Here is a 26,950-nt window from a genome sequence, read left to right as displayed (position 1 = left end):
AACCGCAGCGCCTTTCTGCAAATTAGTTCACGTGGCGGCTCGATATTCTCTCGAATAATTATCTTACAATCTATTACATGTCCAAATTGTAATTGCCCGATCATCTTGGTGTTAGCCTCCTTTGCTAGTTTAAGGGCAGCGGAAGAGGCATCGCTGCTTTGGAAATTGTCTCATTTCAAAGCAGCTTGGCAAGAGCACCGAGCAGTTGTTCGCGCCAGTGCATTCACCTGTAAACCATACGCTCCTTTGGTAGGTGAATTTTAGCGCCCCCCTACGGGCGCTTTTTTATTAAGGGACTTCTTATGAACACTACTGTATCAGCGATCGCCGTGTTTTTGCTCTTTACATCACTAACAGCCAATGCCCAAAGCGGTATGGAGATCAATAAACGCATCGAGCGTACTGCTAGAGAGGCTACAGCGGATTATGCTCAACGCGTAAAAAAGCCCATGCCTCAACTAGAAGACTACGCCTATGGCATGGACCTGGACGTTGGTAAGTTGGTGTATGTATCACCCAGTGTGCGGTACTGCGGTAATGTAAGAAGCATGATGACCTACGAAGACTCGAAAGGCGAACTGCACATGGTTCGCTACCTGGTGAAGGGCGAGTGTGTTAATAGCCGTTAAGACTCATCAAGATGATCCCTGCGGCCACCGGATCATAGAAGCTCAATGCCGAACCGGCGCAGCAGTATGGCGAAGCCTCCGAAGCTGGCCATTGTGATGAGGATGCTGCTGATCAGTGTCGGCCAAAAGCCGAGCTTAGGTAGCAGCAATGGAAAAGCAATAAACATCGGTAGGGTCGGAAGCACGTACCAGAACGTGTACCAAGCATGGTTGGAGATCTTCTCCATGCTCTGGTTCTCTAAATAGAGCCAGACCAACGTCACGACCGTGACCAAGGGTAGGGCGGCGACCAAGCCGCCCAGCTTGTCGCTGCGTTTCGCCAGCTCTGACACGAGAATCACTATACCGGCAGTGAGTAGGTACTTCGTGATGATCCAGGCCATCGCTGAGCCTTCTGGAGGTTGTTGACGAGGGCAGGCGAAGCCATTCACCAACCCCCTTGAAGCGCTCCTGCCGTTTACGGCATCCCTCACCGCATTTTTTTTGCAACATCACCCTCAGCCAGGAGGGTGATGTGTTTGCATGGTGTTTACCGATCGGTCAGTGCGAGGGTGAGGGAACGCTCTCGTGGAAAGCTGCCCGCTCGATCTGGATGGTGCAGTGATGGATTTCGAATGCATCGCTGACAGCATCCACGACGGCCGCCAACACAGCATCCCCATCTGCAGAATCCCGAACCACTACGTGCGACGTCATCACGTTACTGCCACTGCTGACAGCCCACACGTGCAAGTCATGAACGTCCGTCACGCCATCTACTCCGAGGATGGTGGCCTCGATTGCCGTAACGTCGAGCCCCCTCGGGACACCCTCCATGAGGATCCCCAGGCTTTCGCGAAGCAACTGCCACGTCCGCGGCAGAACCCAAAGGCCGATCGCCACAGCGACAATCGTGTCGACCCAGGTCCAGCCGGTGAAGCGGATGATAAGTGCCGCGATGATTACGCCAAGCGAGCCGAGCATGTCGCTCCAAACTTCGAGGTAGGCTCCTTTGACGTTGAGGCTTTCGTTGCTCGCAGATGCCAGAAGGCGCATCGAAATTAGGTTGATGATCAGGCCGGCGATTGCGATCCACATCATCGCTCCGGTAGCGATCTCCGCCGGCATGAAGAAGCGCTGGTAGGCCTCATACAAGATGTACATCGCCACCAGGAAGAGCAGCACGGCGTTGAACGTCGAAGCCAGAATTTCCAGGCGCGCATAGCCGAAGGTTCTTTTCTGATCCGCCGGCCGCTTGGCTATCTGAAGTGCAATCAGTGAGATCGCCAAGGCGGCAGTATCTGTGAACATGTGAGATGCGTCCGACAGCAGCGCCAGGCTGCCGGTAATCCACGCACCGATCACTTCTGCAATCATGAAGCTGCCAGTCAAGCCGAGCGCCATGATTAGCTTCTTCTGATGCCCCTCGCGTACTGCAGCGCTGCCATGGTCATGATTTGAACCCACGTATTTCTCCTTGCGCAGGGTTGTGGTCTCGTTGGCCTTCCTGTCTACCTAGCCTTAGAGCGTCGCTTGGCCACAGTGACTGCAAAATCTTGCTCCTGCACTCAGCAGCGAGCCGCAGGCGGTGCAACCACTCGATAGCGGTGTTCCGCAGTTTAGACAAAAGCGTGCTGACGGATCGTTGGCCGTCCGGCACTGCCTGCAGCCCTGCAGATCTTTGATGGGGGCAGGAGTGGGAGGGCGCCCGCCGTCATACACCTGATTACCGCCGTCGCAGCCCTGCTGCCGGCCATGGCGATCATATTGCTCGGCCCCATGTCCCCCGCTGTGGTGCTTGCCTCCACCGTGGTTTCCACGGCCATGGTGCCCGCCCAGGATGTTTTTGAAAAAGCTCATGGTATTCGCCCCTCATTGATGGGTGACATATTAACGAGCAAAAGTTGAAAATAATATTCTGCTCGCGAGAAAGACTTGTAAGTTGAATTGAAAGTTCAAAATTAGCCTACGACAAAACGAAACCGTTTTGTTTGTGAAATTAAATTTATCTAGCTGAGCGGAGCATTGCTTTTGGTGGGTAGTATCCCCCTAATTTTGATCATAGCGTGATCAATGACAATCAAAACAGCAGTAATTGGATTTCTGTCAGCATTGTAATCCCGAGGTCATCGTGTCGTTATCAGGTCCCGGAAATAATGCGCTCAGCGAGATTCATTTCTCTTTTTATCCCTATGCCTCACACATACTAAGCGTCCCCAACGCCTAGGGGCCTAAGGCCTCTGACGCTCCGCACATTGCGCAATCGCTCAGCATCTGTCGACGGTTTGCCTTGTAGCTCCCGCTAACTCCATAGCTACCGCCATGGATAAGCAGCTTCCAGAGTTTGATAATGACACCTTCCAAATCCATTGTTCACACCCTGTTAAGCAAATGGATCTTTGCTATTCGCAATGCGCGGCAGAAAGGCATCAGTACTAATTTGCTAATCGGCCTGGTGACTTTTTGGTTACTGCTATTCGCGAACGCTGAGCTCTGGAACGTGCTCTGGAAGCTGGTATTCAAAACCGATGAAGTGAACTGGCAGCTAGCGGCTAGCCTCCCAGTCATAGTATTCGCATGGGTGTTTACCGTTCTGAGCTTGCTGTCATGGGGGCGGCTGGCCAAACCCATACTGTGCCTGGTACTGATCAGCGCGTCTTTTGCGAGTTACTTCATGAATGCCTACGGCATCGTGATCGATTACACAATGTTCACCAACGTTGTGGAGACCGACGTCGCTGAGGCAACCGAGCTGCTGAATTGGAAGCTCGGTCTTTGGGTCGCAATGGTTGGGGTGTTGCCCGTCTACCTGATTGCCCGGGTTCCCCTCCGGCGCAAGCCTTGGGCCAAAGCTTTGGTCAGCAGGTTCATTGCTCTGTCGCTCGCTCTGTTGACCTTATCTGGCATCGCGTTGAGTCAGTACCAGTCGTATGCCTCCTTGCTGCGCAACAATCGGGAGATCCGGCTGATTCTGGTACCTACCAACTTGTTTGCGGCTGGCCATGGGTACCTGAAGCGTCAGCTGGCCTCACCTAAAACGCTGACGGCCATTGGTACTGATGCGGTAGTTAATCGACAGGGTGCGGCTCGTAAACCCAGGCTGCTGGTACTGGCAGTAGGAGAGACCGCTCGCTCCGCCAACTTCTCCCTCAACGGCTACTCCCGTGAAACGAATCCGGAACTAGAAAAGCGAAATGTCATTAGCTTCACGAACGTGAGCTCCTGCGGTACCGCTACCGCGGTCTCGCTGCCATGCATGTTCCTGGACGTGGGTAAGGCCCAGTACAAAGATGGCTTGGCCAAGAGCCGAGAAGGGCTGCTCGACGTGCTTCAACGCGCTGGCATCAGTGTCATGTGGACTGACAACAACTCGGGGTGCAAAGGGGTCTGCGACAGGGTTCCCAACCACAAGGCTGCCTCTCACGCGGATTCCCAACTGTGCACCAGCGAGGAGTGTAAGGACGGGGTGCTGCTCACGGAGATGCAAGACTTCATCAAGCGCCAGGAAGGCGATGCTGTCCTGGTGCTCCACTACAAAGGCAGTCACGGCCCGGCCTACTACAAGCGCTACCCCTCGCAATTCAAGAAATTCGCACCGGTGTGCGAGACCAACGAGCTCGACAAATGTAAGCAGGAGGAGGTGGTCAATGCCTACGACAACTCAATCCTCTACACCGATTATGTGACTGCAAATCTCATCGATATCCTGGCGGCCAACACCAAGTTCGACACTGCGCTGATGTACGTTTCGGACCACGGCGAATCGCTGGGGGAGGGTGGGCTCTATCTACACGGGCTGCCTTACGCGATGGCTCCTGACGAGCAAACAAAGGTGCCGTTGGTACTTTGGATGTCTGACTCGCTCGCGAAGAGCGAAAAGGTCAACGTGGGTTGTTTGAAAGCTCAAACCACGTCACCGCTGAGCCACGACAACCTGTTCCACACCGTGCTCGGCATGATGAACGTCCAGACGTCTTCGTATCGCTCAGCGCTGGATTTCACTGCCCCTTGTAAGCCCTTTGTCGGAGGCTCTTATTCTGGCCTCTGAATGTTCGATGTGGACCGGATCATCGGCCAGGCGGTTCTGCACCAGCCTGCTTTGACAGCTGAGAGAAGCTGGACTAATTACATAGCTGCATTCAACAACCCAAGCGGAAAAGGAAGTTTTGCATGAGCATCAAGCCAGGCCCAAAGCGCACCAATGAAGATGGCACTCCGGACAAAAGGCAGCGAGTCACCCCTGAAAAGCAGAAGGACCATCCGGACCTGAAACCCCACAAGCACAAAAAGGGGGAGTAAGAAAAAAGCAGCTCTCGGGAGCTGCTTTTTTTTTGGGGCTGTGTGCAAACCCTCCCGACCGTCTCGCTGATCAATCGGACCGCGTCGTGAGTCTTCCGCTTGGCTTGATGGATTCTGAAGCTACCTCCGGATCGGTTATCCCTTCAGTGCGGACGACGAGACTGATATCCCAGAGCGTTGAGCTGATACTCGCTGACAGCCCGAAATTGTGATTCTGCGATTTGACGCAGGCGCTCAACCTCTTCGGCAGATGAGCCAGAAGCCTGCGCCTCGTGGTATTGCTTCATCGCATCCACTGCGTCGGTATACATGGGGTGGTCGGGGAGAAGAGCTGGTATCTTTTTCGTCATGTAGCGGCAGGTCCTCACTGGATAGTCGACGGTGGTTTACCTGCTTTGAGGAGCTGAAAATCAATGACCGCCTGATAGAGCGAATCTGCCAATAGGTGAAGACGCTGTACCTCAAGGTCTGGCAATCCAGCAGCCTCCGCTTCGTGGGCCTGTCGGATAGCTTCAAGCGCTTGCCTCATCAGTGGCTCACCAGCCTCGACCATTCCAATGAATGTGCGCTTCACAACATTTTGCTCCATTCAGCTGAAGATGAATTATAGGACACCGCGGCGTGGCAAGGCCCCGAGCAGCACAGGTGTTCGACGTCCGGCTGAACGAACCAATGAGGAGCGCGCTGGCCTGGGGAGTGGCCAGGGCGCGTGTCATAGCTACGTTGTAAACCACTTTTTTCACTGTAAACCACTGTGGTTTACAGTGAAAAAAAGTGGTTTACAGCAGGCCTCCTCAGGCCTGAGTCAGCTCCAGCAGATCGCCCAGTTCCTCCCGGGCCATCTTCACTCTATCCATTCTGCGATAAGGATGATCAACCGGCATCCGGATAAGAGATTCGAACCAAGCCGAATCGAATTTGATGACTTCCTTGTGAATGTGCTCAAGCTCACCTCCGCGAGGCTGTGACACTACAAACTCCATGCTTTGAATCGCCCCTGGTTTCGTAGACACCTCCAAGCCTCATAATGAGGCCCAAATAGGAGGTGCCATGAGTCGTCAGCGTTACCCCGAAGAATTCAAGATCGAAGCGGTCAAGCAAGTGACCGAGAAAGGCAAACCTGTCGCCGATGTCGCCCAGCGCCTGGGCATGTCCGTGCACAGTCTTTACGCCTGGATCAAGGTCTACAGCAAGCCCCAAGAGCAGCGTCAGCAAGACGACGATCAGCAGGCCGAACTGCGCAAGCTACGCGCTGAACTCAAGCGCGTGACGGAAGAGCGAGACATCTTAAAAAAGGCCGCCGCGTACTTTGCCAAGGAGTGCGGCTGAAGTACGCCTTCATCAAGAAGCACTCGACTGATTACCCGGTGCGGCGCCTTTGCCAAACCCTCAAGGTGCACCCCAGCGGCTATTACGCCTGGCTGGCCGAGCCTCAATCTGCCCGAGCAAAAGAAGATCAACGTCTGCTTGGCTTGATCAAACACGCTTGGCTGGAAAGCGGAGGTGTATACGGCTACCGCAAAATTCACGATGACCTGCGTGAGCTGGGAGAGGAATGCGGCCGAAATCGAGTCAGGCGCTTGATGCAGGCGGAGGGACTGCGTTCTCAAACGGGCTATCGGCGGCGTCCAGGGTTCTATGGTGGAAAACCAACAGTGGCCTCGCCCAACCACCTCGCGCGGCAGTTCAAGGTAAGTGAGCCGAACAAGGTCTGGGTGACAGATATCACTTACATCCGCACCTATGAAGGGTGGCTCTACCTCGCGGTAGTGCTGGATCTGTTCTCACGCCAAGTAATTGGTTGGTCAATGAAGCCAAGGATGTGCAGCGACCTGGCTATCGACGCGATGTTGATGGCTGTTTGGCGACGCAAGCCTCAGCAGCAAGTTATGATTCACTCAGATCAAGGCAGTCAGTTCAGTAGCTCGGATTGGAAAAGCTTTTTGAAGGCCAACAATGTAATCAGCAGCATGAGCCGGCGGGGAAACTGCCACGACAATGCCGTAGCCGAGAGCTTTTTCCAGCTTTTGAAGCGAGAGCGAATCCGACGAAAGATCTACACAACCCGTGAAGAAGCCCGAAGTGATATTTTCGATTACACCGAGATGTTCTATAACCCTAAACGCCGACACAGCAGTGCTATGCAGCTGTCTCCAGTAGAGTATGAGAAACGCTATTTCCTGAGCTTGGAGAGTGTCTAGAAAACCAGGGGCGATTCAAAAGCTTGCCTACATCGAATGCCGAGTCGCTGGCAGAAACCGGATTGAAATCGACGACCTCCACAAGGCTTACCGATCGAGCGCGTATACCACCAGCTCGAAAGAGGTCGAAGAACTGCAGTTGTTGGCCATTAGCAAAGGCAATCAAGGCGGGCATTTGGACCTGCGCTGTCCATTTGACTTACCTGTTGAATACAAGTCGAACGTGGTGAGTTTTAACAGGACAGACCGTGATCAGCGTGTACAGACAAGGGTCTTCGATTCGTCGGCTACCGAGACTGAGCGCACCCTACTGAGGCAGATCACCCAACCGGATGAGAACGCTCCGGTCAAAGCGCCTCGTCGTAAACCGCTTCCAAAGGCGACCGACGAAGACCTAGCACTAGCCTTCCATCGATACGTGGACTCACAGTCCCCGTCCTCACCTAAAAAGCCGAAGTAGCATGGCTGGTTTGGCTTTCAAATCAATGACCATCACGGAAGAAGTCATCCCTGGAAGCGAGGCCGAAGTCATCCTCGGGCTGCTGCGGATCACCTTCAAACATGTTGGCTGTGCGCCGCTCTTGCTTGAGGTAAGCGATGGTTTGGAAGAAGCAAGGTTCACATAGGTGTACCTCATAGCGCTCTCCGTCATGCAGTGCACCAAAGCCCCAGTGCGCCTGGAGCACCCCATACTGCAGGCTGCCGTTTTCCAAACGTGTGGAGGAGCCGCATACGTCGCAGCTCACGTCGACCACCGCTTCTGTTTCTACACGACCAGTGATTTTCATCATGAAGCCTCTGCCAACGTTGGGACAAATGATTACGCCAGAGTTGGGCCTTGGAGAGCATCAATATGCGCCGTATCGGTATTCCTGCGGCGAGAGTCGGCCGCCTGGGCCGAATAGCAAGTGGGAGGTATAACGCTCCAGAAAAGCTATGGCTTCCTTCTGAACGCATCCCTCGTAGTAGGCTCGCCGGGCTAGCGGAACTGTGGCCCGATTTTTCAGGCACAGCTTCACCAACTCTGATAACAAATAACCGCGAACGTCATATCGAGCATCAACCGCCTTGATCACCGTCGAATAGCAATCATGGAAGACGGGTCGCCAGTTACGATCGTTGCGGGGAGCTGGTTGACTGCTCATCTTGATCCCCTGAGACACTATCCATCGGGCGCGTCACGGTATGCAATCTGAAGCCGTTCATCTAATCACACGTCTTCCTCTTGGCTTTTTCTTTGCCGCAGCTAGCACCCATTCTGGGGCGGATGACAGCAAGGCTTTGGGGGCGATACCGCCCAGAGACGAATTTTCTGATTGGAACCAAGCCGCCATAGACCACTCGTCCATGCGAGTCGAGAGAACGGACAATACGTCGCAAAGGCTGCTGATCGGTTGATAGCCGTTGCTACCGTCCAAAGCATAAGCGGGGAAGAAGTCGACCTTCCCAGGTCGAAGCGAGAAGATCTGACCATCAGCCAGTAGCTGGTCGGGGTCAACTCCACCCCCTGGGGTGGAGGTAGATGCGAGCTGAAGCCATTGCTTGCCTGATATCCAGTCTCCGCTTTGGAAGACCCTGGAGCGGATGAGCCCGGCTGAAACGCCACTCTTCAGGATGGATTGAGGCACCGACTCTGCGGGGAGAAAGCAGTCGATGATGAGATCTAGCGCTTCCTGGGGGTATTCATCCAGCCGCCACTCGAATAGATCGTTGTACATCTGCAGGCCACCAAGGTAAGCATCGATCGTCCGGTCTGAATTGGCTTCAATCGACAGGGTAGCAACCAAAGCGACCTTGCTTTTATTCAGGGCGGTTGAAGGCTCATGTCGGGTCTGGATGTGAGCAAAGGGAGTGGTCATATGCACCTCCCGCGATGGGGCTAGAGATAGCTGTAGGTCGGGTAGCTGAAATCCATTGGGATCGTGTCCCGGGAAGTGGTGTAACTCATCATGGTTCTGGCCGCTGAGTTCGCCGTTTAGTTGATCACGGCCGACAGCTTGGCCTGTGGATTATCGCTGACTGCCTCAAAGGCCTCCAACTGCATGTAACGCCGTTGCAGGCACCACTCGTCGTTCTGCTCCAGCAGCATCGCGCCTACCAGCCGTGTGATTGCAGGATCGTTGGGAAAGATGCCTACGACGTCGGTGCGGCGTTTGATCTCCGCGTTAAGCCGCTCCAGTGGATTGGTGCTGTGTAATTGCTGTCGGTGCGCTTTTGGAAACGCCATGTGAGCCAGCACTTCATCCTCGCAGCCGTCCATGAGTGTCGCGATCTTGGGGTATTTTTCGCGTAGCTGATCAGCGACCAAACGCCATTGCTGATGGCATTCGGCACGGCTGTCCTGGGCGAAGACTGTGCGCAGTAGGGCCGCCACCATGGTGCGCTGACCTTTGCCGACGTGGGCCATGGCATTACGCATGAAATGCACACGGCAGCGCTGCCAGGTCGCGTTGAAGACCTTGGAAACAGCCGCCTTGAGCCCTTCGTGGGCGTCGGAGATGACCAGTTTCACGCCCCGCAAGCCACGTCGCGTGAGGCTGCGCAGGAAGTCTGTCCAGAACGGCTCAGCCTCTGACGGCCCAACCCGCATGCCCAGGACTTCGCGGCCACCGTCGGTGTTCACGGCCACGGCGATTATTACGGCGACCGAGACGATGCGTCCGGCCTCCCGCACTTTGACGTAGGTGGCATCGATCCAGAGATAGGGCCAGTCGCCCTCAAGCGGGCGGTCAAGGAAGGCGTGAACGCGCTCATCGATCTCACCAGCTAGCCGTGAGACCTGGCTTTTGGAGATGCCGGTCATGCCCATGGCTTTGACCAGCTCGTCCACTGAGCGTGTTGAAACGCCTTGGATGTAGGCCTCCTGGATGACTGCCGCCATGGCTTTCTCAGCGGTGCGTCGAGGTTCAAGGAAACCAGGGAAATAGCTGCCTTGGCGCAGCTTGGGAATCTTAAGGTCGACGTCGCCTGCGCGGGTTTGCCAAAGACGATCGCGGTAGCCATTACGGCTATTTGTCCGGTCTGGGCTTTTGACATCGAAGCCCGCGCCGCACAGGCCTTCGACGTCGAACTCCATCATGCGCTGGGCAACGAACTGGATCATTTGCTTGAGCAGATCAGCGTCTGCCCCTTTCTCAACCAACTCGGTCAATGCGATAGTGGGCTTGGTCATCGTGGTTTCTCTGGTGAGTGTTTGGTCTTCGCAAACTCAACGTTAGCCAAGAACCACGATGACCATCCTCTTTCGCCCGCAGGGCGCCTTCGGCTGGTTCAGTTACACCACTTCCCGGGACACGATCTCCATTGGAGGTTTACTAGAGCGGTAGCAGCAGTATGCGGCACCCTGCGCTCTACGCTTGGTTTTCCGATCAAACGCGAGTGCTTTAGCTGGGATGTGCGGCCGTTACCGTGTTTACTGCAAGGGAGTCCCCGCTGCGGGGCTGAGGTGTGTCCAATGAGCAATTTGCAAAGAGCTGCTGAGGCTTTGCGCAGGTCCAAGAGGGTCGTTTTTTTCACGGGTGCTGGCATCTCTGCTGACAGCGGAATTCCGACCTTCCGCGACAAGCTGACAGGCCTCTGGGCGAAGCATGACCCTCAGCGTCTCGAAACAGCGGACGCCTTTCGCAAAAATCCAGCTCTCGTCTAGAGCTGGTATCTTTGGCGCCGGCAGCAGGTTGGCCAGGCCAAACCTAACTTGGCTCATCTATCTATTCCACGGATAGCTGATGCTGGCTGGAACGTATCTGTCGTTACCCAGAATATTGATGATCTGCATGAACGAGCCGGCTCCAGTTCGGTGATACACCTTCATGGCCGCTTGATGGACGTGAAATGCTTCGGATGCCACCGGCCAGCAGAGTTATCACCAGATCAACTGGCGGTTCCCCCGGCGGGACAGATGATCGAGCCTCCGCGGTGCACTCGATGCAACGGGAGGTTGCGCCCTGGGGTGGTCTGGTTCAGAGAGAATCTTCCAGAGGATGCGTGGCGTTCAGCAGTAAGGCTTGTGGAAGCCTGTGACTTGCTGATTTCGGTGGGTACATCTGGCGTAGTCATGCCGGCAGCCGGTATTCCAGATATGGCTCTGGCGGCCGGGGCAACCGTGATCCATGTGAACCTTGACGACGTGGGGATGGACGGGGCGGAAGAGATAATGCTCGTTGGGCCTGCAGGGGTGGTATTACCCGCTTTGCTTCAAGCCGCAGGAGTTGCAGGTCCGTTGCAGCTTGATGGTTTTACTTAAGGAGCCAAGCCAGCTCTCCAATCCGCAGATGCTGTGCACATTTTTTTGCACATATCTCACGCCACGATACCCCAGTAGATTCAGGCTTTTCGCAGCCTTTGCATAGGTGAGTCGCGATGGATTTCTACACATCTCAATGAGGAAACCTAAGCTCCGTTTTCCACGTATTCCTCCGCTACAGAACGCTTTTCTGCGGTGTGTCCCCTGACATTCGCTTTTCAGGGCGAGCTATGGGGGCCACTCAAGACGGCTATCTTTTGCCTGGCACCAATGAAAAGGCCCTCAATATTGAGGGCCTTAAATTCAATGCGGATCCGTCACGCGGGCATTTTTTGCAGCTGTCGAACTCGATCATGGACCACAAATTTAATGATTCCTTTGACATCGTTGGTGCAGTTTTCAAAGGCAAGGCGCGATACCACCTGGCGACCCTCCTTCAGAATCAGCGCCCCGATCAACTCGTCGACGAAGGACTGAGTGACATCGTTCCCAGCGAAATCTATGACAACGCTCTCACCACTGCTGAGCGAGCGTTCGATTTCGGTACGGTAGGGGATCGCTGAAGCTCGCATTCCGTACGTTCGGATAGAACTATCCCTACTTAATCGAATTTGAGTTTGCATGTCGTAACCCCTTGTATTGCATAATCCTTTTTTGCAGCCCGAGAGTTTCAGTTGACGCTGAATCTCCCATTTACCGCTCCTTGCATGATCGACTCTAGCCCTCGAGCTATCAAAAAGCCAGAGCTAGCGGAAATTCAGATCTAGGTCGAGATCGTCGTCAACCTGTCCTGCATCGTCCTTCGGCAGCAAGTCACTGATCGAAATGGTGGGCAGCAGCTCACGGGTACAGCTAAACGCGATCGATACACCATTCCACAGCGCATCATGCAGCTCCTGAGACTGCCGACGCTTTGTGTCATGTATGCCATTGCCGCTCACGATGATCAAACCACCGCCCGCCGCGTCTGCAATTTTTGCGGTAGTTGTTAACCCGATACCTTGGTTCTCGCTACCCAGGATCTGGGCCATCGCACCCCGGTTGCAGCTCACTCGCGGTTTGAGTGCCGCCTCGATCGCGTGCAAATGCGTGCGGTCATGAAGCTCAGGGTGATTCCTCAGTGTCGCGAGAAACCCACACCCATTATCGACGATGGCCATGCGTACAAGGTTCAATTTTGGATAAAACTGACAGGTCAGCCAAACGGCGGCGTCACCACGTCCCTCTCTGCGGGCGTGAGTAAGCGAGTTTTCCAATAGCTCCTTGAGCGAATACTCCAGAGGGCCCCGGTAGGAGTCAAACTCATTCCGTCCCGTGTGCTCGTCGACTGGGGCATCCGGGTCCGATTGAGTCAACCTTCCCGTAATAGCTCTAGCGAGGCGAGAGGCTGCAGCCTCTGCTTGATGGTGTTCGCTGATTTTGGTGATTTCCACCAACGAGGTGCTTCGGTCGTTTCGACGTCCTACCCCCGATAGATCTACACCCTCTACATCAATGTCCTTGAAAAAATCCATCCTGGCCAGGTAGGAGGTCAGGTCTCTGCTCAAAAACTGCATCGAAACTCGCTTCTGGACCAACTGGTTTTCAAACAACGCTCGCAGCGTGGCCATCCCTAACGGATCGATATACGAGAGGTTGCTAGCGTCTAAAACGATGTCACCAGGGCAGTTAATGATTTCTGCGCACACAGAAAACAGGTCATGGGGCGATCTTGAGCCAAGCCCCCAAGGAAGAACGATCGCGTTTTCAATATCGATGGCCTGCATGCAATTCCCTGGCAACGGAGCTAACCCTTTCGGATAGATATAGGGCTCGATAGTAGCCCATTGCCTGCCGGGTAAGCACTCACCTATTTTTTGACGAGTAGTGCCGGCATAGAATTGGCGCGCGGCAGTAGCGGCCTGTGGATGGTGGATCGCGCTCGCCTTGGGCTCAACACGCACGAAGAAAACACGGCCAACGCCCTGCCACGGGTCAGCCATTCAAGCAAAGATGGCCAGATCAAAGCCTTGTGCGAGAGCACTGGAGCAGGTTTGTGAGTCCGCCGAGCAGTTTCATCTCCGACGTCTGCTGTGGGCAAAGGCAAAGCTGGAAGGGGAACAGCGAAGAGTGACCCGATCAGCGCTGTACCGCACCGCATGTATCAGGTCTGGGGCTTGAGCTGTTAGATCGCATAAGGCTACCTTGGCCGGCAACTGGAGAACGAACTGCACCTCGTCTTCCAATGCGTTGGCGTGGAAGTAACTGAGGAAGTACTCGCTTTGACGGAACTGGTCAGAAGCGATCTCCTCCAGGCGTTACAGCCCACTGGGCAGGCCTTCCTGACAGGCCTGGTAGAAGGGGTCGAGCAAGTATAGGCCGTCCAGGCAGGAAAGCATGGACGGCGTTCCCCACCGGGAGCCGGCGTCGTACTCCTCCAGCGGCTTGGGCACTCCCTCGCCGGGGTACAAGGCAGCCAGCGCATTGTCGAAGGGCAACCACTGGTGCAGCAGCAGGATCAGCAACCTCCAGAAATGATCTATGCCATGACGCTACACCACAACAATAATCGACACGCTTACAGGAGCATTGATTGGCGTCACAGCTGTTCAAGGAGATGTTGTCTAGGCTGGACAATACGGCAGCGGCCGATATTTCCCACCCAGCTTGGGAGTTGATCATGACGGAGCCCATCGCCGTGGTACAGATCTGGCAATACCTTTTTGGCGGACTAAAGGCGGTATTGCACTGATCATGCTGGCCATATTTGGCCTGTTTTATGTGGCTCGTGCACTATGGCCACCTGTCACAGGCACTACAGTTATTTAATTTTGTTGCTCTGTCCGCTGACGCAACTCTTCGGGCACAACCATGGCGGGTATTCTCACCAGAAGGGTGAAAACTCGTCCAAACCGGACAACAAAGGGAACTACTTCATGCACACCGAATCGTGCCAGCATGACCATGACCATGACCATGACCATGACCACTCGCACCCGCATGAGCAACCGGATGGTAGTCAGCGCGATTTGGTATGCGGTATGACGGTGCCACCGGATAGTCGCTACTTCGAGCTATACGAGGGAAGGACATACCGCTTCTGCAGTGAAAAGTGCCTGACGAAATTCCGCGCAGCGCCTGTGCATTATCTTAGCCCTCCCCAGGACCAAGAACACGCGGGCCATCTCCACTCGGCTGCCCCGCAGCCAAGCAACGCGGCGGACGCCGAATACACTTGCCCGATGCATCCCCAAATCCGCCAGCGTGGGCCGGGCAGTTGCCCAATCTGTGGCATGGCCCTAGAGCCGGTAATACCGGAGCTTGAGGAAGACGAGAACCCGGAACTCAAGGACTTCTCCCGCCGCTTCTGGTGGACCTTGCCCCTGACGGTCATCGTGACCGTGTTGGCCATGACTGCCCACCAACTCCAATTGCTGCATGGTGCCACACAGAATTGGGTGGAGTTGATTCTGGCCACTCCCGTGACACTATGGGCTGGCTGGCCGTTTTTCGTGCGTGGGGTCGCATCGATTCGTAATCGCAGCCCGAATATGTGGACCCTGATAGGTTTGGGAACGGCTGCGGCGTACCTATACAGCGTTGCGGCCACAGTGTTCCCGCAGGTTTTCCCGACGACTTTCATGCAGGATGGCCGCATCGGTGTCTACTTCGAAGCGGCTGCAGTCATCATCTCATTAACGTTGCTCGGCCAAATGCTCGAGCTCAAGGCGCGCTCACAAACCTCCGCCGCCATCAAGTCGCTCCTGGGTCTTGCCCCCAAGACGGCCCGTCGCATCGGGGCCGATGGTCAGGAGGAAGATATTCCGCTCACCCACGTGCATACGGGCGACCACCTGCGCGTTCGCCCTGGCGAGAAGGTGCCGGTCGACGGGGTGGTCCTGGAAGGCGAAAGTGCTATCGATGAATCCATGCTGACAGGCGAGCCCGTGCCAGTGATGAAGAAAGCTGGGGATGCACTCATCGGTGCCACGCTGAATACCCACGGCAGCCTTGTGATGGCGGCGCAGAAGGTCGGCGCCGAGACAGTGCTCTCGCAAATCGTGCAGATGGTCGCGCGGGCTCAGCGCTCGAAAGCCCCGATGCAGCGGATGGCGGACACCGTGGCCGGCTATTTCGTCATGGGGGTGATTCTGGTCGCGCTGGTCACGCTCTTCGGCTGGGGGCTTTTCGGACCGGAGCCTGGCTGGGTCTTCGGCCTGATCAATGCGGTCGCGGTCCTGATCATTGCCTGCCCCTGCGCGCTCGGCCTAGCCACTCCCATGTCGATCATGGTCGCTACCGGGAAGGCTGCCAGCAGTGGCGTGCTCTTCCGAGACGCCAGTGCTATCGAGAACCTCTGCAAGATCGACACGCTGATCGTCGACAAGACCGGGACCCTCACCGAGGGCCGGCCAGTGTTTCATAGCGTGGTCGGTACCGGGCAGTTCATGCCACCCGAAGTCTTGCGCCTTGCCGCCAGCCTGGACCAAGGCAGCGAGCATCCGCTGGCACATGCGATTGTCGATCATGCGCGAGCGCATGGACACAGCTTGTCCAAGCCAGAGGCGTTTGAGTCGGGCTCTGGGATCGGTGTACGTGGCCAGGTGAACGGCAAACGGCTGCAGCTTGGCAACACGACCTTGATGGAAGAGGCTGGCCTCGACACCAGTCCGTTGCGAGACCGCGCCGAGCAGCTGCGTCTGGAAGGCATGAGTATCATGTACTTGGCCGTCGATGGCGTGCTCGCTGGCCTGCTAGCGGTGTCCGATCCGGTCAAACCCACCTCCAAGGAGGCGGTAACCCGGCTACAGGCAGAAGATGTGAAGGTCATCATGGCCACCGGCGACGGCCTGACTACGGCACGTGCGGTCGCGAAACAACTCGGCATCGAGGAAGTCCACGGAGAAGTGAAACCCGAGGACAAGGAGCAACTGGTGGCGCTCCTGCAGGGCGATAAGCGCCGGGTTGCCATGGCAGGAGATGGGATCAACGATGCCCCTGCGCTGGCCCGGGCTGATGTCGGGATCGCCATGGGAACTGGCACCGATGTTGCCATGAACAGCTCCCAGTTGACGCTGGTCAAGGGCGACCTGATGGGCATCCTGCGGGCCAGAACACTATCCGTGGCCACGGTGAAGAACATGCGTCAAAACTTGGGCTTCGCATTCTTCTACAACGCTATGGGCATACCGCTGGCGGCAGGTTTGTTCTACCCGCTTACCGGCCATCTATTGTCACCGATGATTGCGGCATTGGCCATGAGCGTAAGTTCGGCTTCCGTGGTATTCAACGCACTGCGGCTGAAGCGCGTAGTCACAGACTGAAATGGGCACACCGCAACCTATGAGAGGAAGTTCCGCCATCAGCGTTTCAACGCCTGATCCATATGACTGACTGTCTAGGGCTTTGGCCTTAGCGGGTATGTCCGCGAGTTCGGCGCCAATCTGGTCCTGATGGAGGACATCGGGCAACTGCGACGTCCGCCATCTTCTGCCAAGATCGTAAGGGACAATTGTGATGCAGCAGGGGCCGCCGCCAGAGGAGTTGGACAAGATTTCAGGGCGAAGATAAATCCTTTGACCGGGCCTTGACCTTGTCATCGTGTCAAGGTTGAAGCTGTAAATGCGGCGAGAAAAGCCGTACCAGCATGAGAGGCCCGCTATGTTCGTTTTGGAAGTTTCCGGTATGGGATGTGGCAGTTGTGTCAACAAGATCACCAAGGCCATCCAGGCTGCCGATGGCGACGCGAAGGTGATCGTTGATCGTGCTGCCGGTACAGTGAGTGTCCAAAGCAACATCGAGGCGGAACGCGTCGGTGCACTGGTCCAGGCGCTTGGTTACCCAACCAAAGTCAGTCGCTAAGTCTCGTTACCGCTCAGATGGCAAGCCGCCGTGCCATGTTTCATGGCGCGGTTTCTTCATATACAGCCTGATGTCGACTGACTCCGGGTCGGGATAGCCAGCAATACTCCCCAAGAAATGGACGGCCTTCGATCACCCAGTGCCGAGTCAAGCTGTGGACGTTGACGCTGATCAAGAAAATGCTTCGCGATTGGTGTTTATCTTGAGTAAATGTATAGGCCAGCCTGGCTCACATACCCCGGCCCCTCGTTGGAGCTCATTCACAATGATGACTGCCAAGCGGTTTAGTTCTATGGCCTTGGGGATATCCCTGCTCATCCCTCTGGGGCTGGTCATGGCAAACCCTACGGGTAACGTCTACACGGCCAATGAACGGTCCGCTTCCATTAGCCAGGTAAATCTTGCGACAGGTGATGTGAGCACGGTCGCCTTGCCGATCGCACCCCACAACCTACAGGTTTCGCCCGACGGCAGCTTGCTTCTGGTTGTTGGAGTGGCTGGACATGCGGGGCATTCGAGCGGTGAAAAGCCCGGTGGGCAGTTGCTGGTGTTCAGTACCAGCGCGCTGGACAGGCCACCGTTCAGCTTCCCGGCAGGCGATCACCCGGCTCATGTGGTCACCGACGTCACCGGGCTGCGAGCTTTTGTGACCGATTCCGCTGCCAACCAGGTGCGAGTATTTGACCTTGAGCAGCGAATCGAGTTGCCCGGTATTCCAACTGGGCGTTATCCCCATGGGCTGCGCTTGAGCCCTGATGGCCGGACACTCTATATCGCGAACATGAAGAGCGACAGCGTATCGCTTATCGATGTCGTCACACTCAAAGAAACCGCGCAGATTCCCGTGGGCAAAGGCCCTGTCCAGGTCGGCTTTGCCCCTGACGGTCGCCTGGCATTCGTCTCGCTCAGTGCGACAAATCAGCTTGGCATCATCGACACGGCCAGACGCAAGGTGATCAGCAAGGTTGATGTCGGCCGCACGCCAATCCAGATGATGGCCACCGTTGACGGTCGCCAGGTCTATGTCGCGAATCAGGGCAGTGGCCAGAATCCGGACGACCGAGTCTCCATCGTAGATCTCCAGACGCGTAGCAGCCTGGGCACCGTGACCACCGGCAAGGGTGCCCATGGTGTGGCCATCAGCAGCGACGGCGCTTATGTGTTTGTCAGCAATATTGAAGCGGGCACCGTATCTGTCATCGATACGAGCAGCCGAAAGGTCGTTGCTACCCATAAGGTTGGCGCCGGGCCAAACGGGATCAGCTTCGAGCCGCCGAGTGCCCAATAATAGCCCGTCGGTGTACAACCCGAGCACGACGCGAAAAATGAGCATTCACGCCGGCGCAGTAATTTGCTTGTCGTGCCAGGTGAGGCCTAGCGCCCAGACCAAGGCATCCGGCTTTAAAACAGTGCTAAGGAGATGATGATGAACAACGTTCGAAATTTACTGATCGGACTTTGTTTGGCCGCAGCGTCCGTGGGCGCCATGGCGCAAAACACCGATGAACACTCGACACATCACCCGGCCGATGCGCCAAGCGCGGCGGCTACCGAGAAGACGCCTTCTCAGCCAATGGACAAAGGGCAAATGGCGGCGATGGACCAGCAAATGAAGGCCATGCAAGCCATGCACGAAAAGATGGCTGCAGCCAAAACGCCGGAAGCCCGTCAGGCGTTGATGGCCGAGCATATGGCGCTGATGAAAAATGGCATGGCCATGATGAAGTCCATGGAGGGTGGCATGCCTGAAATGGGGGGCATGCATGGCGGCATGGGCGGGGATATGGCCGCCCGCCACCAGATGATGGAAAAGCGCATGGACATGATGGAGTCGATGATGCAGATGATGATGGACCGCATGCCATCTGCTGCATCGAAGTAACCCATCTCCTTTCCCAGGAGTCGCTATGAACCCTCACTTCGATGAAAACGGCTCACCACACAGTTTCTGGCGTTCACGCTATGCAATCGGCCTGGTGGTAATCGGTGGGATCGCCGTCTACTTCCTGCTCACCGAGCACCTTGCCCATGTCGTTGGAGCCCTGCCTTATCTGTTGTTGCTCGCCTGTCCGCTGATGCATGTCTTCATGCATCGAGGACATGGGGGACACCATCACCAGGGCCAGAGCAAACCGGCCCCCTCCGATAAGGCTGATATCCATAAGCCGGGAGATCCATCATGAATCATGGTGAAAGCGCGTATGGCCTCTGGTCGCTGGTTTTCATCAACTCCGCGATCTTCATCATGTTTGCCTTCAGTTTCTTCAAGCCGGCAACGGCGAGAGACTGGAGGAGCTTCGGTGCATTCTCGGCCTTCATCGTTGCCCTGTTTGTGGAAATGTATGGCTTCCCCCTGACGATCTATCTGTTGTCAGGCTGGTTGCAGGCCAGGTTCCCCAACCTCGATCTGCTTTCCCACGAATCCGGCCATCTGTGGTCGACGTTGCTCGGTGACCAGGGCAACCCACACTTCAGTGTTTTGCACATTGCCAGTTACCTATTCCTGGGTTTCGGCTTCTATTTGCTTTCTGCCGCCTGGAACGTGCTATATCACGCGCAACGCCGCCGTTCACTTGCAACGGTCGGGCCCTATGGCTGGATCAGACATCCGCAGTACGTGGCATTTGTGCTGATTCTTCTGGGCTTTCTCCTTCAGTGGCCGACGCTGCTGACGCTGGCAATGTTCCCGGTGTTGCTGGTGATGTACGGGCGTTTGGCGGTTTCCGAAGAGCGGGAAATGCACAAGCAGTTTGGCGCTGCCTACGAAGCTTATACCCGCGTTACGCCTAGGTTCGTTCCGCACCTGCGCGAAAGGTTGGGTGGGGGTCATAGAGGCTGAAGCGTAGGACGAAGGAGCTACATGCCAGGAGGGTTTCAGCGGCAGTGTTTCTAGCGGGAATAGGGTATCCAAAGTCTGTTTGCTCGGATAACACTCTGAGTTGTCGCGGGTTTTCTTGTCGACAAGCTCGGTGGAATCCTTGTTGGCGTTCGGATAACTCAGGCAGTTGGATGACTTTGCGATGCCCTGTCCGCTTTCGACCCATATAGATCGTGATGCACGAAGATCTCTGCTCAAACGTCAGCTACTACTCTGATCTGAATGCATCCCGGCTACAGAGCGCAAAGACCAACTAGCGTCCCGAGGCACAGAGCTGAAGGCGGCGCGGTCAGGAATTGCGGCAGCACTTTTTCCAAAGTTTGGCTAAATGACCCTGCCTATCAGCTCTAATAGGCAGGGTTAGAAGTCAATCCGTCACTGCTTGCGAATGCCTACGATCGTCGCTGTGCCCCCATTCATTCGGAAATCGAAGCTGACCTTGTCGCCTACCTTGAGTCCCTTGAGTTGCTGCTCGGTAGCGCTGAAGCCCATGGTCATTGCCGGCCATTTCAGGGCTGATACTGGTCCATGCGCCAAGGTAACTTTACCTGGTTCCAAAGCTTTGATGGTTCCCTCAGCCGATGCAGTCGGAGCCGCCTGGCTGCCTTGGGTCTCGTTGCCTTCCATGGGCATATTCTTCATATCCGTGCCATACATGTCTTGGGCCTGCACCGCCGCCGCAACGGCGAACACCAGGCCAGCGCTGATCAGTAGCTTCTTCATCGGGTTACTCCTGTTTGGGGGTTATCGTGTACAGCGAGTCCGCGGCGCCTGACGAGCCAGTAAGCCGCAGGGATTACAAATAGTGAGAGCAAAGGCGCGGTGAGCATGCCGCCGACCATGGGTACAGCGATCCGGCTCATGACTTCGCTGCCGGTACCGCTACTCCAGAGGATTGGCATCAAGCCTGCGACGATCACTGCTACGGTCATGGCTTTGGGGCGGATGCGCTGCACGGCCCCTTCGCGGATAGCATCCAGAAGCGCAGGTTGCCCCTGCGTACCGTTGCCGTTTCGTTCAGTCCAGGCATTGTTGAGGTAGATCAGCATGATGACTCCAAACTCTGCTGCGACCCCAGCCAAGGCGATAAAACCGACACCCGTGGCCACCGACAGGTTGTAGCCCATCATGTACAGCAGCCATACGCCGCCGGTTAGCGCAAATGGCAAGGTAGCCATGATCAGCAGCGCTTCACCGAGGCGGCCAAACGTGAGGTAGAGAAGGACGAAAATAATGGCCAGCGTCGCCGGTACTACCCATGCTAAGCGCGCATTGGCGCGCTCCAGGTATTCGAACTGCCCGGAATAGCTCAAGCTTATGCCAGGATCGAGCTTCACCTGCTGATCGACTAGCCGGCGCAGGTCGGCAACGACGGAGGACAGGTCCCGTCTCCGCACGTCGATATACACCCAGCCCGAGGGGCGCGCGTTTTCACTCTTGAGCATGGGTGGACCGTCCGCAATACGCACCCGTGCCACGGTTCCCAGTGTGATTCGCCCCCCTTGGCTGGTGTAAATCGGTAGCTGCCGCAGGGCATCAACAGAGTCACGCCACTCCCGTGGGTACCGAACACTGATGGGATATCGCGCCAGGCCTTCTACGGTTTCGCCGATGTTTTCGCCCCCAACGGCGCCGGCAACAATCGCTTGGACATCAGCAATGTTCAGGCCGTAACGCGCTGCGAATTGGCGGTCGATATCCAGATCGATGTAGCGTCCACCGGTTAATCGCTCGGCGAGGGCGGAAGTCACCCCTGGAACCGTTTTGGCCACCTTCTCGATAGCCAGAGTCACCCGGTCGATCTCATTCAAATTGCTGCCGGCAACCTTTACGCCGATCGGGCTTTTGATACCGGTTGCGAGCATGTCGATACGGTTTCGAATCGGTGGGATCCAGATATTGGTTAGCCCAGGTACCTGCACGGTACGGTCCAGCTCTTCGATCAGCTTCTCAGTGGTCATCCCTGCTCGCCACTGATCCTTCGGTTTAAGTCGGACAGTCGTCTCGAACATCTCCAGCGGGGCCGGGTCGGTCGCTGATTCAGCCCGGCCCGCTTTACCGAAGACACTGGCGACCTCCGGTACCGTTCGGATCAGCCGGTCCGTACGTTGCAAAAGCTCAGAGGCTTTCTGCGCCGAAAGACCTGGCAGGGCAGTCGGCATGTACAGCAAATCGCCTTCATCCAGTGGCGGCAAGAATTCGCCGCCGAGCTGGCTCAGGGGCCAGACACTGCTGAGCAAAATCAACAGTGCACCCGCCAACGTGAGCTTTGGCCGGCGTAGAACGATCTCCAATGCTGGGCGATAGAGCCGTATCAGGGTTCGATTGAGTGGGTTGCGCTCTTCTGCCGGTAAACGACCCCGAATCCAGTACCCCATCAGCACGGGTACCAGGGTAACCGAAAGGCCCGCTGCTGCTGCCATTGCATAAGTCTTGGTGAATGCGAGGGGCGCAAACAGCCTTCCCTCCTGAGCCTGCAAGGTGAATACCGGTATGAAGGACAGCGTAATGATCATGAGGCTGAAGAACAGCGCAGGCCCGACCTCGACTGCTGCCTCAGTCATCACTTTCCAATGATCTTCGCCACGCAACGACTTTCCAGGGTGCCACGTATGCCAAGCCTCAACCCGTTTGTGCGCGTTCTCAATCATCACCACAGCGGCGTCCACCATCGCACCGATTGCAATGGCTATGCCCCCAAGCGACATGATGTTGGCGTTGATGCCCTGGTGGCGCATGACGATCAGGGCAATGAGGACACCAACCGGAAGCGAGACGATGGCGACCAACGATGAGCGCAGATGCCAAAGAAATGCAGCGCACACCAGTGCGACCACGATGAACTCTTCAATCAGCTTCTGGCTCAGATTTTCCACAGCACGATCGATCAACTGGCTACGGTCGTAGGTAGTGACCAGCTCGACCCCGGCAGGCAGGCTTTTTTCCAGCGATTCAAGCTTGGATTTGACGTGAGCGATGGCATCTTTCGCATTCTTGCCACTGCGCAGAATTACTACGCCGCCCACCGCTTCGCCCTGTCCATCAAGCTCGCCGATGCCGCGACGTGCCTCAGGGCCCAGCTGTACAGTGGCTACATCGCCCAGTGTTACGGGTATACCCTTCGCAGCCAGGCGCAGGGGAATGGCTCGGAAATCATCGAGTGACTTCAGATAGCCGGAAGCCCTTACCATGAACTCAGCTTCGCCTTGTTCGAGCACGCCGCCACCGGTTTCCTGATTGGCCTTGGCGATGGCGTCCGAAACCTCAACTTGAGTGATTCCCAAGCTGGCCATGCGCAGCGGATCGAGCACTACCTGGTACTGCTTGACCATCCCGCCTATCGTCGCCACTTCGGCAACGTCCGGAAGAGTTTTCAACTCGAAGCGCAGGAACCAGTCCTGAAGGCTGCGCAGCTGTGCCAGGTCATGGGTACCACTGCGGTCCACCAGCGCATACTGGTAGATCCAGCCTACACCAGTGGCATCGGGTCCGAGCACTGGCTTAGCGGACGCCGGTAATCGAGACTGAACCTGGCTTAGGTATTCGAGCACCCTGGACCGCGCCCAATAGAGATCTGTGCCGTCCTCAAACAACACATATACGAAGCTGTCTCCAAATGCTGAAAAGCCCCGCACTGTCTTGGCTCCGGGTACGGAAAGCATTGTGGTGGTCAGGGGATATGTCACCTGATTTTCCACGATCTGCGGTGCCTGCCCTGGGTAGGAGGTGCGGATAATCACCTGCACATCTGACAGGTCAGGCAACGCGTCGATCGGCAAACTGCGCAGAGAGAAAACGCCCCAAGCTACGGCAAACAGTGTTGCCAGCAGGACCAGGACGCGGTTGCCAACCGACCAACGAATCAGGTTCGCGATCATGGCTGGTTCTCCTGCTGGGTTATTTGCTCGATGACCATGCCTTCATCGCGCTCGCGCACTCCAAACCGGATGCGTTCGCCAACCTTGAGTCCGGCAATCAAGCGGGGATCTGCCACAGGGAAAGTCATCGTCATACCAGGCATGCCCAGCGTCACGAACGGTCCATGAGCGATGGTCAGCTGATTACCTTCTATTTGAACGATGCGCCCATTGGCCTGATGTAGAGCCGGCTGTACAGGTTGCGCAAGTGGAGCATCGCCAGCAGTAACGGCCTCGATACCTTTCAAGCTCGCTTCGGAGTCCAGCAGAAACTGCCCGGACGCCACAACGCGCTGGCCCGCCTGAAGGCCTCGCAGCACGACCACCTGGCCAGCACTTTCCTGGCCGAGCACTACTTCCACCGGCCGGAATCGACCTCCGTCTTCTGACACCATTACGAGATCGCGTTTCCCCGTCCGAATGATCGCCTCGGCTGGCACCAGTAGGCTGTCATCCTGTTGCCCGGACGGATGGAGGGAAACCTGCGCGGTCATGCCTGGGCGCAACCGGCCGCCGGGGTTGGGCAGTTCTATACGAAGCCGCAAGGTGCGGCTTTGCAGATCCGCATCAGCCAGCAATGCGGTCAGCTTGCCGGGAACAGGTTCGCCTGGGAACGCTGCCAGATTCGCCTGCACTGCCTGTCCTTCCTGTAGGCCTTGGGCTTGCGCTTCAGGTACTGCGGCCTCAAGCCAGACGTTCGCGATACCATTGATCTTCGCCAACGTTGCACCCGGTGTCATTGTCATGCCTGGCCGCAATTCCAGAGCCTGAAGGACGCCTGCTGTTGGGGCCAAGAGCGTTACCGAATTCTGGACCCTTCCCGTACGGTCAATCCGGTTGATAAGATCGGCAGGCATACCCGCCAGCAGTAGTCGTTGCCGAGCTGCAGCGCGCAATTCATTGTCCCCAGATCGCTGAAGCGCCAGGTACTCTTCCTGCAAGCCCGCCCATTCAGGCGTCAACACATCTGCCAATGGGGCGCCCTTGGCAACCACGTCGCCTGTAGCGCGGCCATAGGTGCGTTCGACGTAGCCACCGGTACGAGCCTGCAGAACGCTAAAATCCCGCTCATCGAAGGTAAGCACGCCGCTCACCTGGAGGGTTCGAGCAAGCTGCCCTTTCGCTACGGTAGCCAGACGGACCCCCAGGTTTTGTTGGAGCCCCTGTGAAACTTGAACTGCGGGGCTCACCTCAGCAGCGGTGCTTTCCTGGTACTTCGGCACCAGTGGCATGTCCATGAAGGGCGACTTGCCCGGTGCTGGAAAGTGCTGCTGGGGGTACATCGGGTCATACCAATACAGCACCTTCTGTAGCGTTTCAGGGGAGGCAGTGGACACCTGCCCACGCTTTGCTAGCTGATAGCCAACGCCACCGCCGATAGCCAACGCGGCCAATACCACAAGGCTGATAGTTGAATTTCTCATGCGCGCACCTCTCCATACGCGAAGTGCAGCCGTGCAGCTGTCGCGGCCAACTGTCCTTGCAGATCGATGTCTTGCAGTCGTGTTTCAACCCGCTGACGTCGAGCGGTGAGAACCTCACTTAAGGGTGATTTACCGGCTCGATAGTCAGCAAGGGCGAGGCGGACTCGATCCTCCGCTAGCGGTAACAATGTTTCACGGCTGCGCTGCACTGCTCGCTGCAATCGCTGGTAATCCGCAAGATCTGTCTCCAGCTGCGCTTTATGCTCACGCAATGCCGCTTCCTGTTCGTCCTCCAGTTGCCGGACTTGTGCGCGACGTGCCGCGATCATCGGGTCCTGCCGTGAGCCAGCGAACAAGGGCAGTTGGAAACTTACCTGCAGGCTCACCATATTGCTGAATTCAGGCCCGCGCCGCTGGTAATCCACCTGCCACCCCCAGTCCGACTTCTTTTCTGCCAAGGCTTGGTGCACTTGAGCTTGTGCTTCCCGCGTAAGGGCGTTGTAGGTCGCCAATTCTGGATGTGCATGTATAGCGTGTAGATAGTCCGGCGCGCTCACTGGCCAGCGCGGAAATGCTTGAGCTTGCGGATCAGCATCCTCTCCAATCCATCGCTTGAGTGCAGCCCGTGCCTGAGCGGCCTGTGTGAGCAGAACATCTTTTTGCTCATCGAGTTGCGCAGCTTCCTGGTCAGGAGCAAGTGCGTCGGCCGTCGCGCCGGTACCGCCGGCCAGGCGTGCGCGGATTGCTGCGGCCAACAGACGGTTTTCTTTGTAGAAGTCCTCAAACTGCTGCAGTTTCCGTTGAACGGTGTACGCCGCGACCCAAGCTTGGGCTGTGGCAGCACGCACTTTTAAGCGCTCGAACACCGCCTCTGCATCGGCTCGCTCAACGCTCGCTCGTGCCGTCTCAACTCGTGCCTCCCGCTTGTCCCGGTTTGGTACTTCCTGGGAGAGGCCGACAACCTGCATCGTCATGAAATCGCGGTTCATGCTCCAACGATCACTGCCGTCAACAGGAAGGTTCTGCACTCCTAGGTTGAGACGTGGATCAGGCAGCTCGCCTGCTGGGATCACAGCGTGTCGAGCGGCCGTCATTTGCTCTTGCCTGGCCTGGAGGATGGGGGCATTGCGTTCGGCAAGTTGAAGCGCTTCCTCCAGAGACAACGGTGTAGCCTGAGCCGGTAACGTCGACAACAGGCTGATCAGAGCGGCCAGACATGCCATCCCTAATCGGTAACGTGGGGGAGTCATGGAAATGATTCCTCAAAAAATCAGCGCGCAAGCGCATGCCATCATCCGGCTGCAAAACAGGACGATGGGGTGAATTTAAGAGGTAATCAGGCGCGGGGTGGCCGCCAAGGGTCAGGAGGCGCCCTGTTTACGAGGCTCACCGCATAGGTATCTACTGGCCTAGGCGCAGAATAGGTGAGCGTGGGGTTAATTATTTCGACCTGAACTGTGCTCGCGGTTCTACACTCCTGGCCCACTTTGCAGGCTTTGGAGTGGTCGGCAGCTGATCCTGGATCAGTATCCTGGCAAC

24 protein-coding genes and 2 pseudogenes are annotated in these 26,950 nt (G+C 56.4%); 10 read left to right on the top strand and 16 right to left on the bottom strand.

Annotated features, from left to right (window positions below; translation table 11 throughout):
• Nucleotides 1–302 precede the first annotated feature (302 nt).
• Nucleotides 303–629 (top strand): DUF2790 domain-containing protein, encoded by a 327-nt coding sequence (locus GST84_00220; GenBank protein ID XGB10865.1) that lies wholly within the window; start codon nucleotides 303–305, stop codon nucleotides 627–629.
• Between the two features lie 32 nt (nucleotides 630–661).
• On the opposite strand, the gene GST84_00215 is transcribed toward GST84_00220, so the two are convergent.
• The 3 genes from GST84_00215 to GST84_00205 form a co-directional block, all read right to left on the bottom strand.
• Complete coding sequence (locus GST84_00215; GenBank protein ID XGB10864.1) at nucleotides 662–1,012, bottom strand: hypothetical protein; 351 nt, start codon at nucleotides 1,010–1,012, stop codon at nucleotides 662–664.
• 157 nt (nucleotides 1,013–1,169) lie between these two features.
• The gene (locus GST84_00210; protein XGB10863.1) at nucleotides 1,170–2,075 is read right to left on the bottom strand and encodes a cation diffusion facilitator family transporter; all 906 of its coding nucleotides are present in this window, start codon (nucleotides 2,073–2,075) and stop codon (nucleotides 1,170–1,172) included.
• Between the two features lie 54 nt (nucleotides 2,076–2,129).
• A complete protein-coding gene (locus GST84_00205; GenBank protein XGB10862.1) occupies nucleotides 2,130–2,468 on the bottom strand; it encodes an adenylate cyclase in 339 nt (112 codons plus the stop codon).
• A 490-nt stretch (nucleotides 2,469–2,958) separates the two neighbouring features.
• On the opposite strand from GST84_00205, the gene GST84_00200 reads away from it, so the two are divergent.
• Complete coding sequence (locus GST84_00200; GenBank protein XGB10861.1) at nucleotides 2,959–4,656, top strand: phosphoethanolamine--lipid A transferase; 1,698 nt, start codon at nucleotides 2,959–2,961, stop codon at nucleotides 4,654–4,656.
• A 394-nt stretch (nucleotides 4,657–5,050) separates the two neighbouring features.
• Here GST84_00200 and GST84_00195 read toward each other — a convergent pair whose 3' ends face one another.
• From GST84_00195 to GST84_00185, 3 genes and pseudogenes are all read right to left on the bottom strand, one after another.
• Nucleotides 5,051–5,257, bottom strand: a complete 207-nt coding sequence (locus GST84_00195; protein XGB10860.1) for a hypothetical protein — start codon at nucleotides 5,255–5,257, stop codon at nucleotides 5,051–5,053.
• 14 nt (nucleotides 5,258–5,271) lie between these two features.
• Nucleotides 5,272–5,481 carry a hypothetical protein gene (locus GST84_00190; GenBank protein ID XGB10859.1) on the bottom strand — a complete coding sequence of 70 codons (210 nt, stop codon included), beginning with the start codon at nucleotides 5,479–5,481 and terminating at the stop codon, nucleotides 5,272–5,274.
• Between the two features lie 220 nt (nucleotides 5,482–5,701).
• Nucleotides 5,702–5,899 (bottom strand): annotated as a pseudogene (locus GST84_00185) (hypothetical protein).
• Nucleotides 5,900–5,957: 58 nt separating this feature from the next.
• Between GST84_00185 and GST84_00180 the strand changes: the two are divergent.
• Nucleotides 5,958–7,108 (top strand): IS3 family transposase gene (locus GST84_00180; GenBank protein XGB10858.1). Its coding sequence is split into 2 segments (ribosomal slippage): nucleotides 5,958–6,192 and nucleotides 6,192–7,108, totalling 1,152 coding nucleotides; the frame shifts between segments, so codons are not numbered across the junction.
• A gap of 482 nt (nucleotides 7,109–7,590) precedes the next feature.
• Here GST84_00180 and GST84_00175 read toward each other — a convergent pair.
• The 3 genes from GST84_00175 to GST84_00165 all read right to left on the bottom strand — a co-directional run bounded on the left by GST84_00175 (nucleotide 7,591) and on the right by GST84_00165 (nucleotide 10,280).
• Nucleotides 7,591–7,899: a hypothetical protein gene (locus GST84_00175; GenBank protein ID XGB10857.1), complete on the bottom strand. Its 309-nt coding sequence runs from the start codon at nucleotides 7,897–7,899 to the stop codon at nucleotides 7,591–7,593.
• A 411-nt stretch (nucleotides 7,900–8,310) separates the two neighbouring features.
• Nucleotides 8,311–8,967, bottom strand: coding sequence for a hypothetical protein (locus GST84_00170; protein ID XGB10856.1), 657 nt, complete (start codon nucleotides 8,965–8,967; stop codon nucleotides 8,311–8,313).
• Between the two features lie 116 nt (nucleotides 8,968–9,083).
• Nucleotides 9,084–10,280 carry an IS256 family transposase gene (locus GST84_00165; GenBank protein ID XGB10855.1) on the bottom strand — a complete coding sequence of 399 codons (1,197 nt, stop codon included), beginning with the start codon at nucleotides 10,278–10,280 and terminating at the stop codon, nucleotides 9,084–9,086.
• A 282-nt stretch (nucleotides 10,281–10,562) separates the two neighbouring features.
• Between GST84_00165 and GST84_00160 the strand changes: the two are divergent.
• A pseudogene (locus GST84_00160) lies at nucleotides 10,563–11,351 on the top strand (NAD-dependent protein deacylase).
• 317 nt (nucleotides 11,352–11,668) lie between these two features.
• On the opposite strand, the gene GST84_00155 reads toward GST84_00160, so the two are convergent.
• The 3 genes from GST84_00155 to GST84_00145 form a co-directional block, all read right to left on the bottom strand.
• Nucleotides 11,669–11,974 carry a DUF4325 domain-containing protein gene (locus GST84_00155; GenBank protein ID XGB10854.1) on the bottom strand — a complete coding sequence of 102 codons (306 nt, stop codon included), beginning with the start codon at nucleotides 11,972–11,974 and terminating at the stop codon, nucleotides 11,669–11,671.
• A gap of 123 nt (nucleotides 11,975–12,097) precedes the next feature.
• Nucleotides 12,098–12,718, bottom strand: coding sequence for an ATP-binding protein (locus tag GST84_00150; GenBank protein XGB15686.1), 621 nt, complete (start codon nucleotides 12,716–12,718; stop codon nucleotides 12,098–12,100).
• Between the two features lie 930 nt (nucleotides 12,719–13,648).
• The gene (locus tag GST84_00145; protein ID XGB10853.1) at nucleotides 13,649–13,855 is read right to left on the bottom strand and encodes a transcriptional regulator; all 207 of its coding nucleotides are present in this window, start codon (nucleotides 13,853–13,855) and stop codon (nucleotides 13,649–13,651) included.
• A gap of 270 nt (nucleotides 13,856–14,125) precedes the next feature.
• Here GST84_00145 and GST84_00140 point away from each other — a divergent pair, with 270 nt between their 5' ends.
• The 6 genes from GST84_00140 to GST84_00115 all read left to right on the top strand — a co-directional run bounded on the left by GST84_00140 (nucleotide 14,126) and on the right by GST84_00115 (nucleotide 20,031).
• Nucleotides 14,126–16,654, top strand: coding sequence for a heavy metal translocating P-type ATPase (locus GST84_00140; protein XGB10852.1), 2,529 nt, complete (start codon nucleotides 14,126–14,128; stop codon nucleotides 16,652–16,654).
• 337 nt (nucleotides 16,655–16,991) lie between these two features.
• Complete coding sequence (locus tag GST84_00135; GenBank protein ID XGB10851.1) at nucleotides 16,992–17,192, top strand: heavy metal transporter; 201 nt, start codon at nucleotides 16,992–16,994, stop codon at nucleotides 17,190–17,192.
• Between the two features lie 265 nt (nucleotides 17,193–17,457).
• Complete coding sequence (locus GST84_00130; protein ID XGB10850.1) at nucleotides 17,458–18,480, top strand: beta-propeller fold lactonase family protein; 1,023 nt, start codon at nucleotides 17,458–17,460, stop codon at nucleotides 18,478–18,480.
• Nucleotides 18,481–18,618: 138 nt separating this feature from the next.
• A complete protein-coding gene (locus GST84_00125) occupies nucleotides 18,619–19,074 on the top strand; it encodes a hypothetical protein (GenBank protein ID XGB10849.1) in 456 nt (151 codons plus the stop codon).
• Between the two features lie 25 nt (nucleotides 19,075–19,099).
• Nucleotides 19,100–19,375, top strand: coding sequence for a DUF2933 domain-containing protein (locus tag GST84_00120; GenBank protein XGB10848.1), 276 nt, complete (start codon nucleotides 19,100–19,102; stop codon nucleotides 19,373–19,375).
• On the top strand, nucleotides 19,372–20,031 hold the full coding sequence (locus GST84_00115) for an isoprenylcysteine carboxylmethyltransferase family protein (protein XGB10847.1): 660 nt from the start codon (nucleotides 19,372–19,374) through the stop codon (nucleotides 20,029–20,031). The genes GST84_00120 and GST84_00115 overlap by 4 nt, the downstream gene beginning before the upstream one ends.
• A gap of 414 nt (nucleotides 20,032–20,445) precedes the next feature.
• On the opposite strand, the gene GST84_00110 is transcribed toward GST84_00115, so the two are convergent.
• Genes GST84_00110 through GST84_00095 form a run of 4 tightly spaced genes read right to left on the bottom strand, consistent with a single transcriptional unit; the run spans nucleotide 20,446 to nucleotide 26,661 of the window.
• On the bottom strand, nucleotides 20,446–20,793 hold the full coding sequence (locus tag GST84_00110) for a heat-shock protein HtpX (GenBank protein XGB10846.1): 348 nt from the start codon (nucleotides 20,791–20,793) through the stop codon (nucleotides 20,446–20,448).
• Nucleotides 20,790–23,948, bottom strand: a complete 3,159-nt coding sequence (locus GST84_00105) for a CusA/CzcA family heavy metal efflux RND transporter (protein XGB10845.1) — start codon at nucleotides 23,946–23,948, stop codon at nucleotides 20,790–20,792. The genes GST84_00110 and GST84_00105 overlap by 4 nt, the downstream gene beginning before the upstream one ends.
• Nucleotides 23,945–25,411, bottom strand: coding sequence for an efflux RND transporter periplasmic adaptor subunit (locus tag GST84_00100; GenBank protein ID XGB10844.1), 1,467 nt, complete (start codon nucleotides 25,409–25,411; stop codon nucleotides 23,945–23,947). The genes GST84_00105 and GST84_00100 overlap by 4 nt, the downstream gene beginning before the upstream one ends.
• Nucleotides 25,408–26,661, bottom strand: a complete 1,254-nt coding sequence (locus GST84_00095; protein ID XGB10843.1) for a TolC family protein — start codon at nucleotides 26,659–26,661, stop codon at nucleotides 25,408–25,410. The genes GST84_00100 and GST84_00095 overlap by 4 nt, the downstream gene beginning before the upstream one ends.
• Nucleotides 26,662–26,950 lie beyond the last annotated feature (289 nt).

This window comes from Pseudomonas putida (genome assembly GCA_041879295.1).
Taxonomy (GTDB): Bacteria; Pseudomonadota; Gammaproteobacteria; order Pseudomonadales; family Pseudomonadaceae; genus Aquipseudomonas; species Aquipseudomonas putida_Y.
This window is presented reverse-complemented; position numbering and strand designations above follow the sequence as displayed.

What these genes read in the sequence shown, in the direction of transcription:
- GST84_00200 (XGB10861.1), top strand. Translation starts at nt 2,959, where the DNA reads ATGACACCTTCCAAATCCATTGTTCACACCCTGTTAAGCAAATGGATC.
- GST84_00095 (XGB10843.1), bottom strand. Translation starts at nt 26,661, where the DNA reads ATGACTCCCCCACGTTACCGATTAGGGATGGCATGTCTGGCCGCTCTG.
- GST84_00135 (XGB10851.1), top strand. Translation starts at nt 16,992, where the DNA reads ATGTTCGTTTTGGAAGTTTCCGGTATGGGATGTGGCAGTTGTGTCAAC.
- GST84_00215 (XGB10864.1), bottom strand. Translation starts at nt 1,012, where the DNA reads ATGGCCTGGATCATCACGAAGTACCTACTCACTGCCGGTATAGTGATT.
- GST84_00130 (XGB10850.1), top strand. Translation starts at nt 17,458, where the DNA reads ATGATGACTGCCAAGCGGTTTAGTTCTATGGCCTTGGGGATATCCCTG.
- GST84_00205 (XGB10862.1), bottom strand. Translation starts at nt 2,468, where the DNA reads ATGAGCTTTTTCAAAAACATCCTGGGCGGGCACCATGGCCGTGGAAAC.
- GST84_00170 (XGB10856.1), bottom strand. Translation starts at nt 8,967, where the DNA reads ATGACCACTCCCTTTGCTCACATCCAGACCCGACATGAGCCTTCAACC.
- GST84_00105 (XGB10845.1), bottom strand. Translation starts at nt 23,948, where the DNA reads ATGATCGCGAACCTGATTCGTTGGTCGGTTGGCAACCGCGTCCTGGTC.
- GST84_00165 (XGB10855.1), bottom strand. Translation starts at nt 10,280, where the DNA reads ATGACCAAGCCCACTATCGCATTGACCGAGTTGGTTGAGAAAGGGGCA.
- GST84_00125 (XGB10849.1), top strand. Translation starts at nt 18,619, where the DNA reads ATGAACAACGTTCGAAATTTACTGATCGGACTTTGTTTGGCCGCAGCG.
- GST84_00120 (XGB10848.1), top strand. Translation starts at nt 19,100, where the DNA reads ATGAACCCTCACTTCGATGAAAACGGCTCACCACACAGTTTCTGGCGT.
- GST84_00110 (XGB10846.1), bottom strand. Translation starts at nt 20,793, where the DNA reads ATGAAGAAGCTACTGATCAGCGCTGGCCTGGTGTTCGCCGTTGCGGCG.
- GST84_00175 (XGB10857.1), bottom strand. Translation starts at nt 7,899, where the DNA reads ATGATGAAAATCACTGGTCGTGTAGAAACAGAAGCGGTGGTCGACGTG.
- GST84_00115 (XGB10847.1), top strand. Translation starts at nt 19,372, where the DNA reads ATGAATCATGGTGAAAGCGCGTATGGCCTCTGGTCGCTGGTTTTCATC.
- GST84_00220 (XGB10865.1), top strand. Translation starts at nt 303, where the DNA reads ATGAACACTACTGTATCAGCGATCGCCGTGTTTTTGCTCTTTACATCA.
- GST84_00195 (XGB10860.1), bottom strand. Translation starts at nt 5,257, where the DNA reads ATGACGAAAAAGATACCAGCTCTTCTCCCCGACCACCCCATGTATACC.
- GST84_00155 (XGB10854.1), bottom strand. Translation starts at nt 11,974, where the DNA reads ATGCAAACTCAAATTCGATTAAGTAGGGATAGTTCTATCCGAACGTAC.
- GST84_00140 (XGB10852.1), top strand. Translation starts at nt 14,126, where the DNA reads ATGGCCACCTGTCACAGGCACTACAGTTATTTAATTTTGTTGCTCTGT.
- GST84_00100 (XGB10844.1), bottom strand. Translation starts at nt 25,411, where the DNA reads ATGAGAAATTCAACTATCAGCCTTGTGGTATTGGCCGCGTTGGCTATC.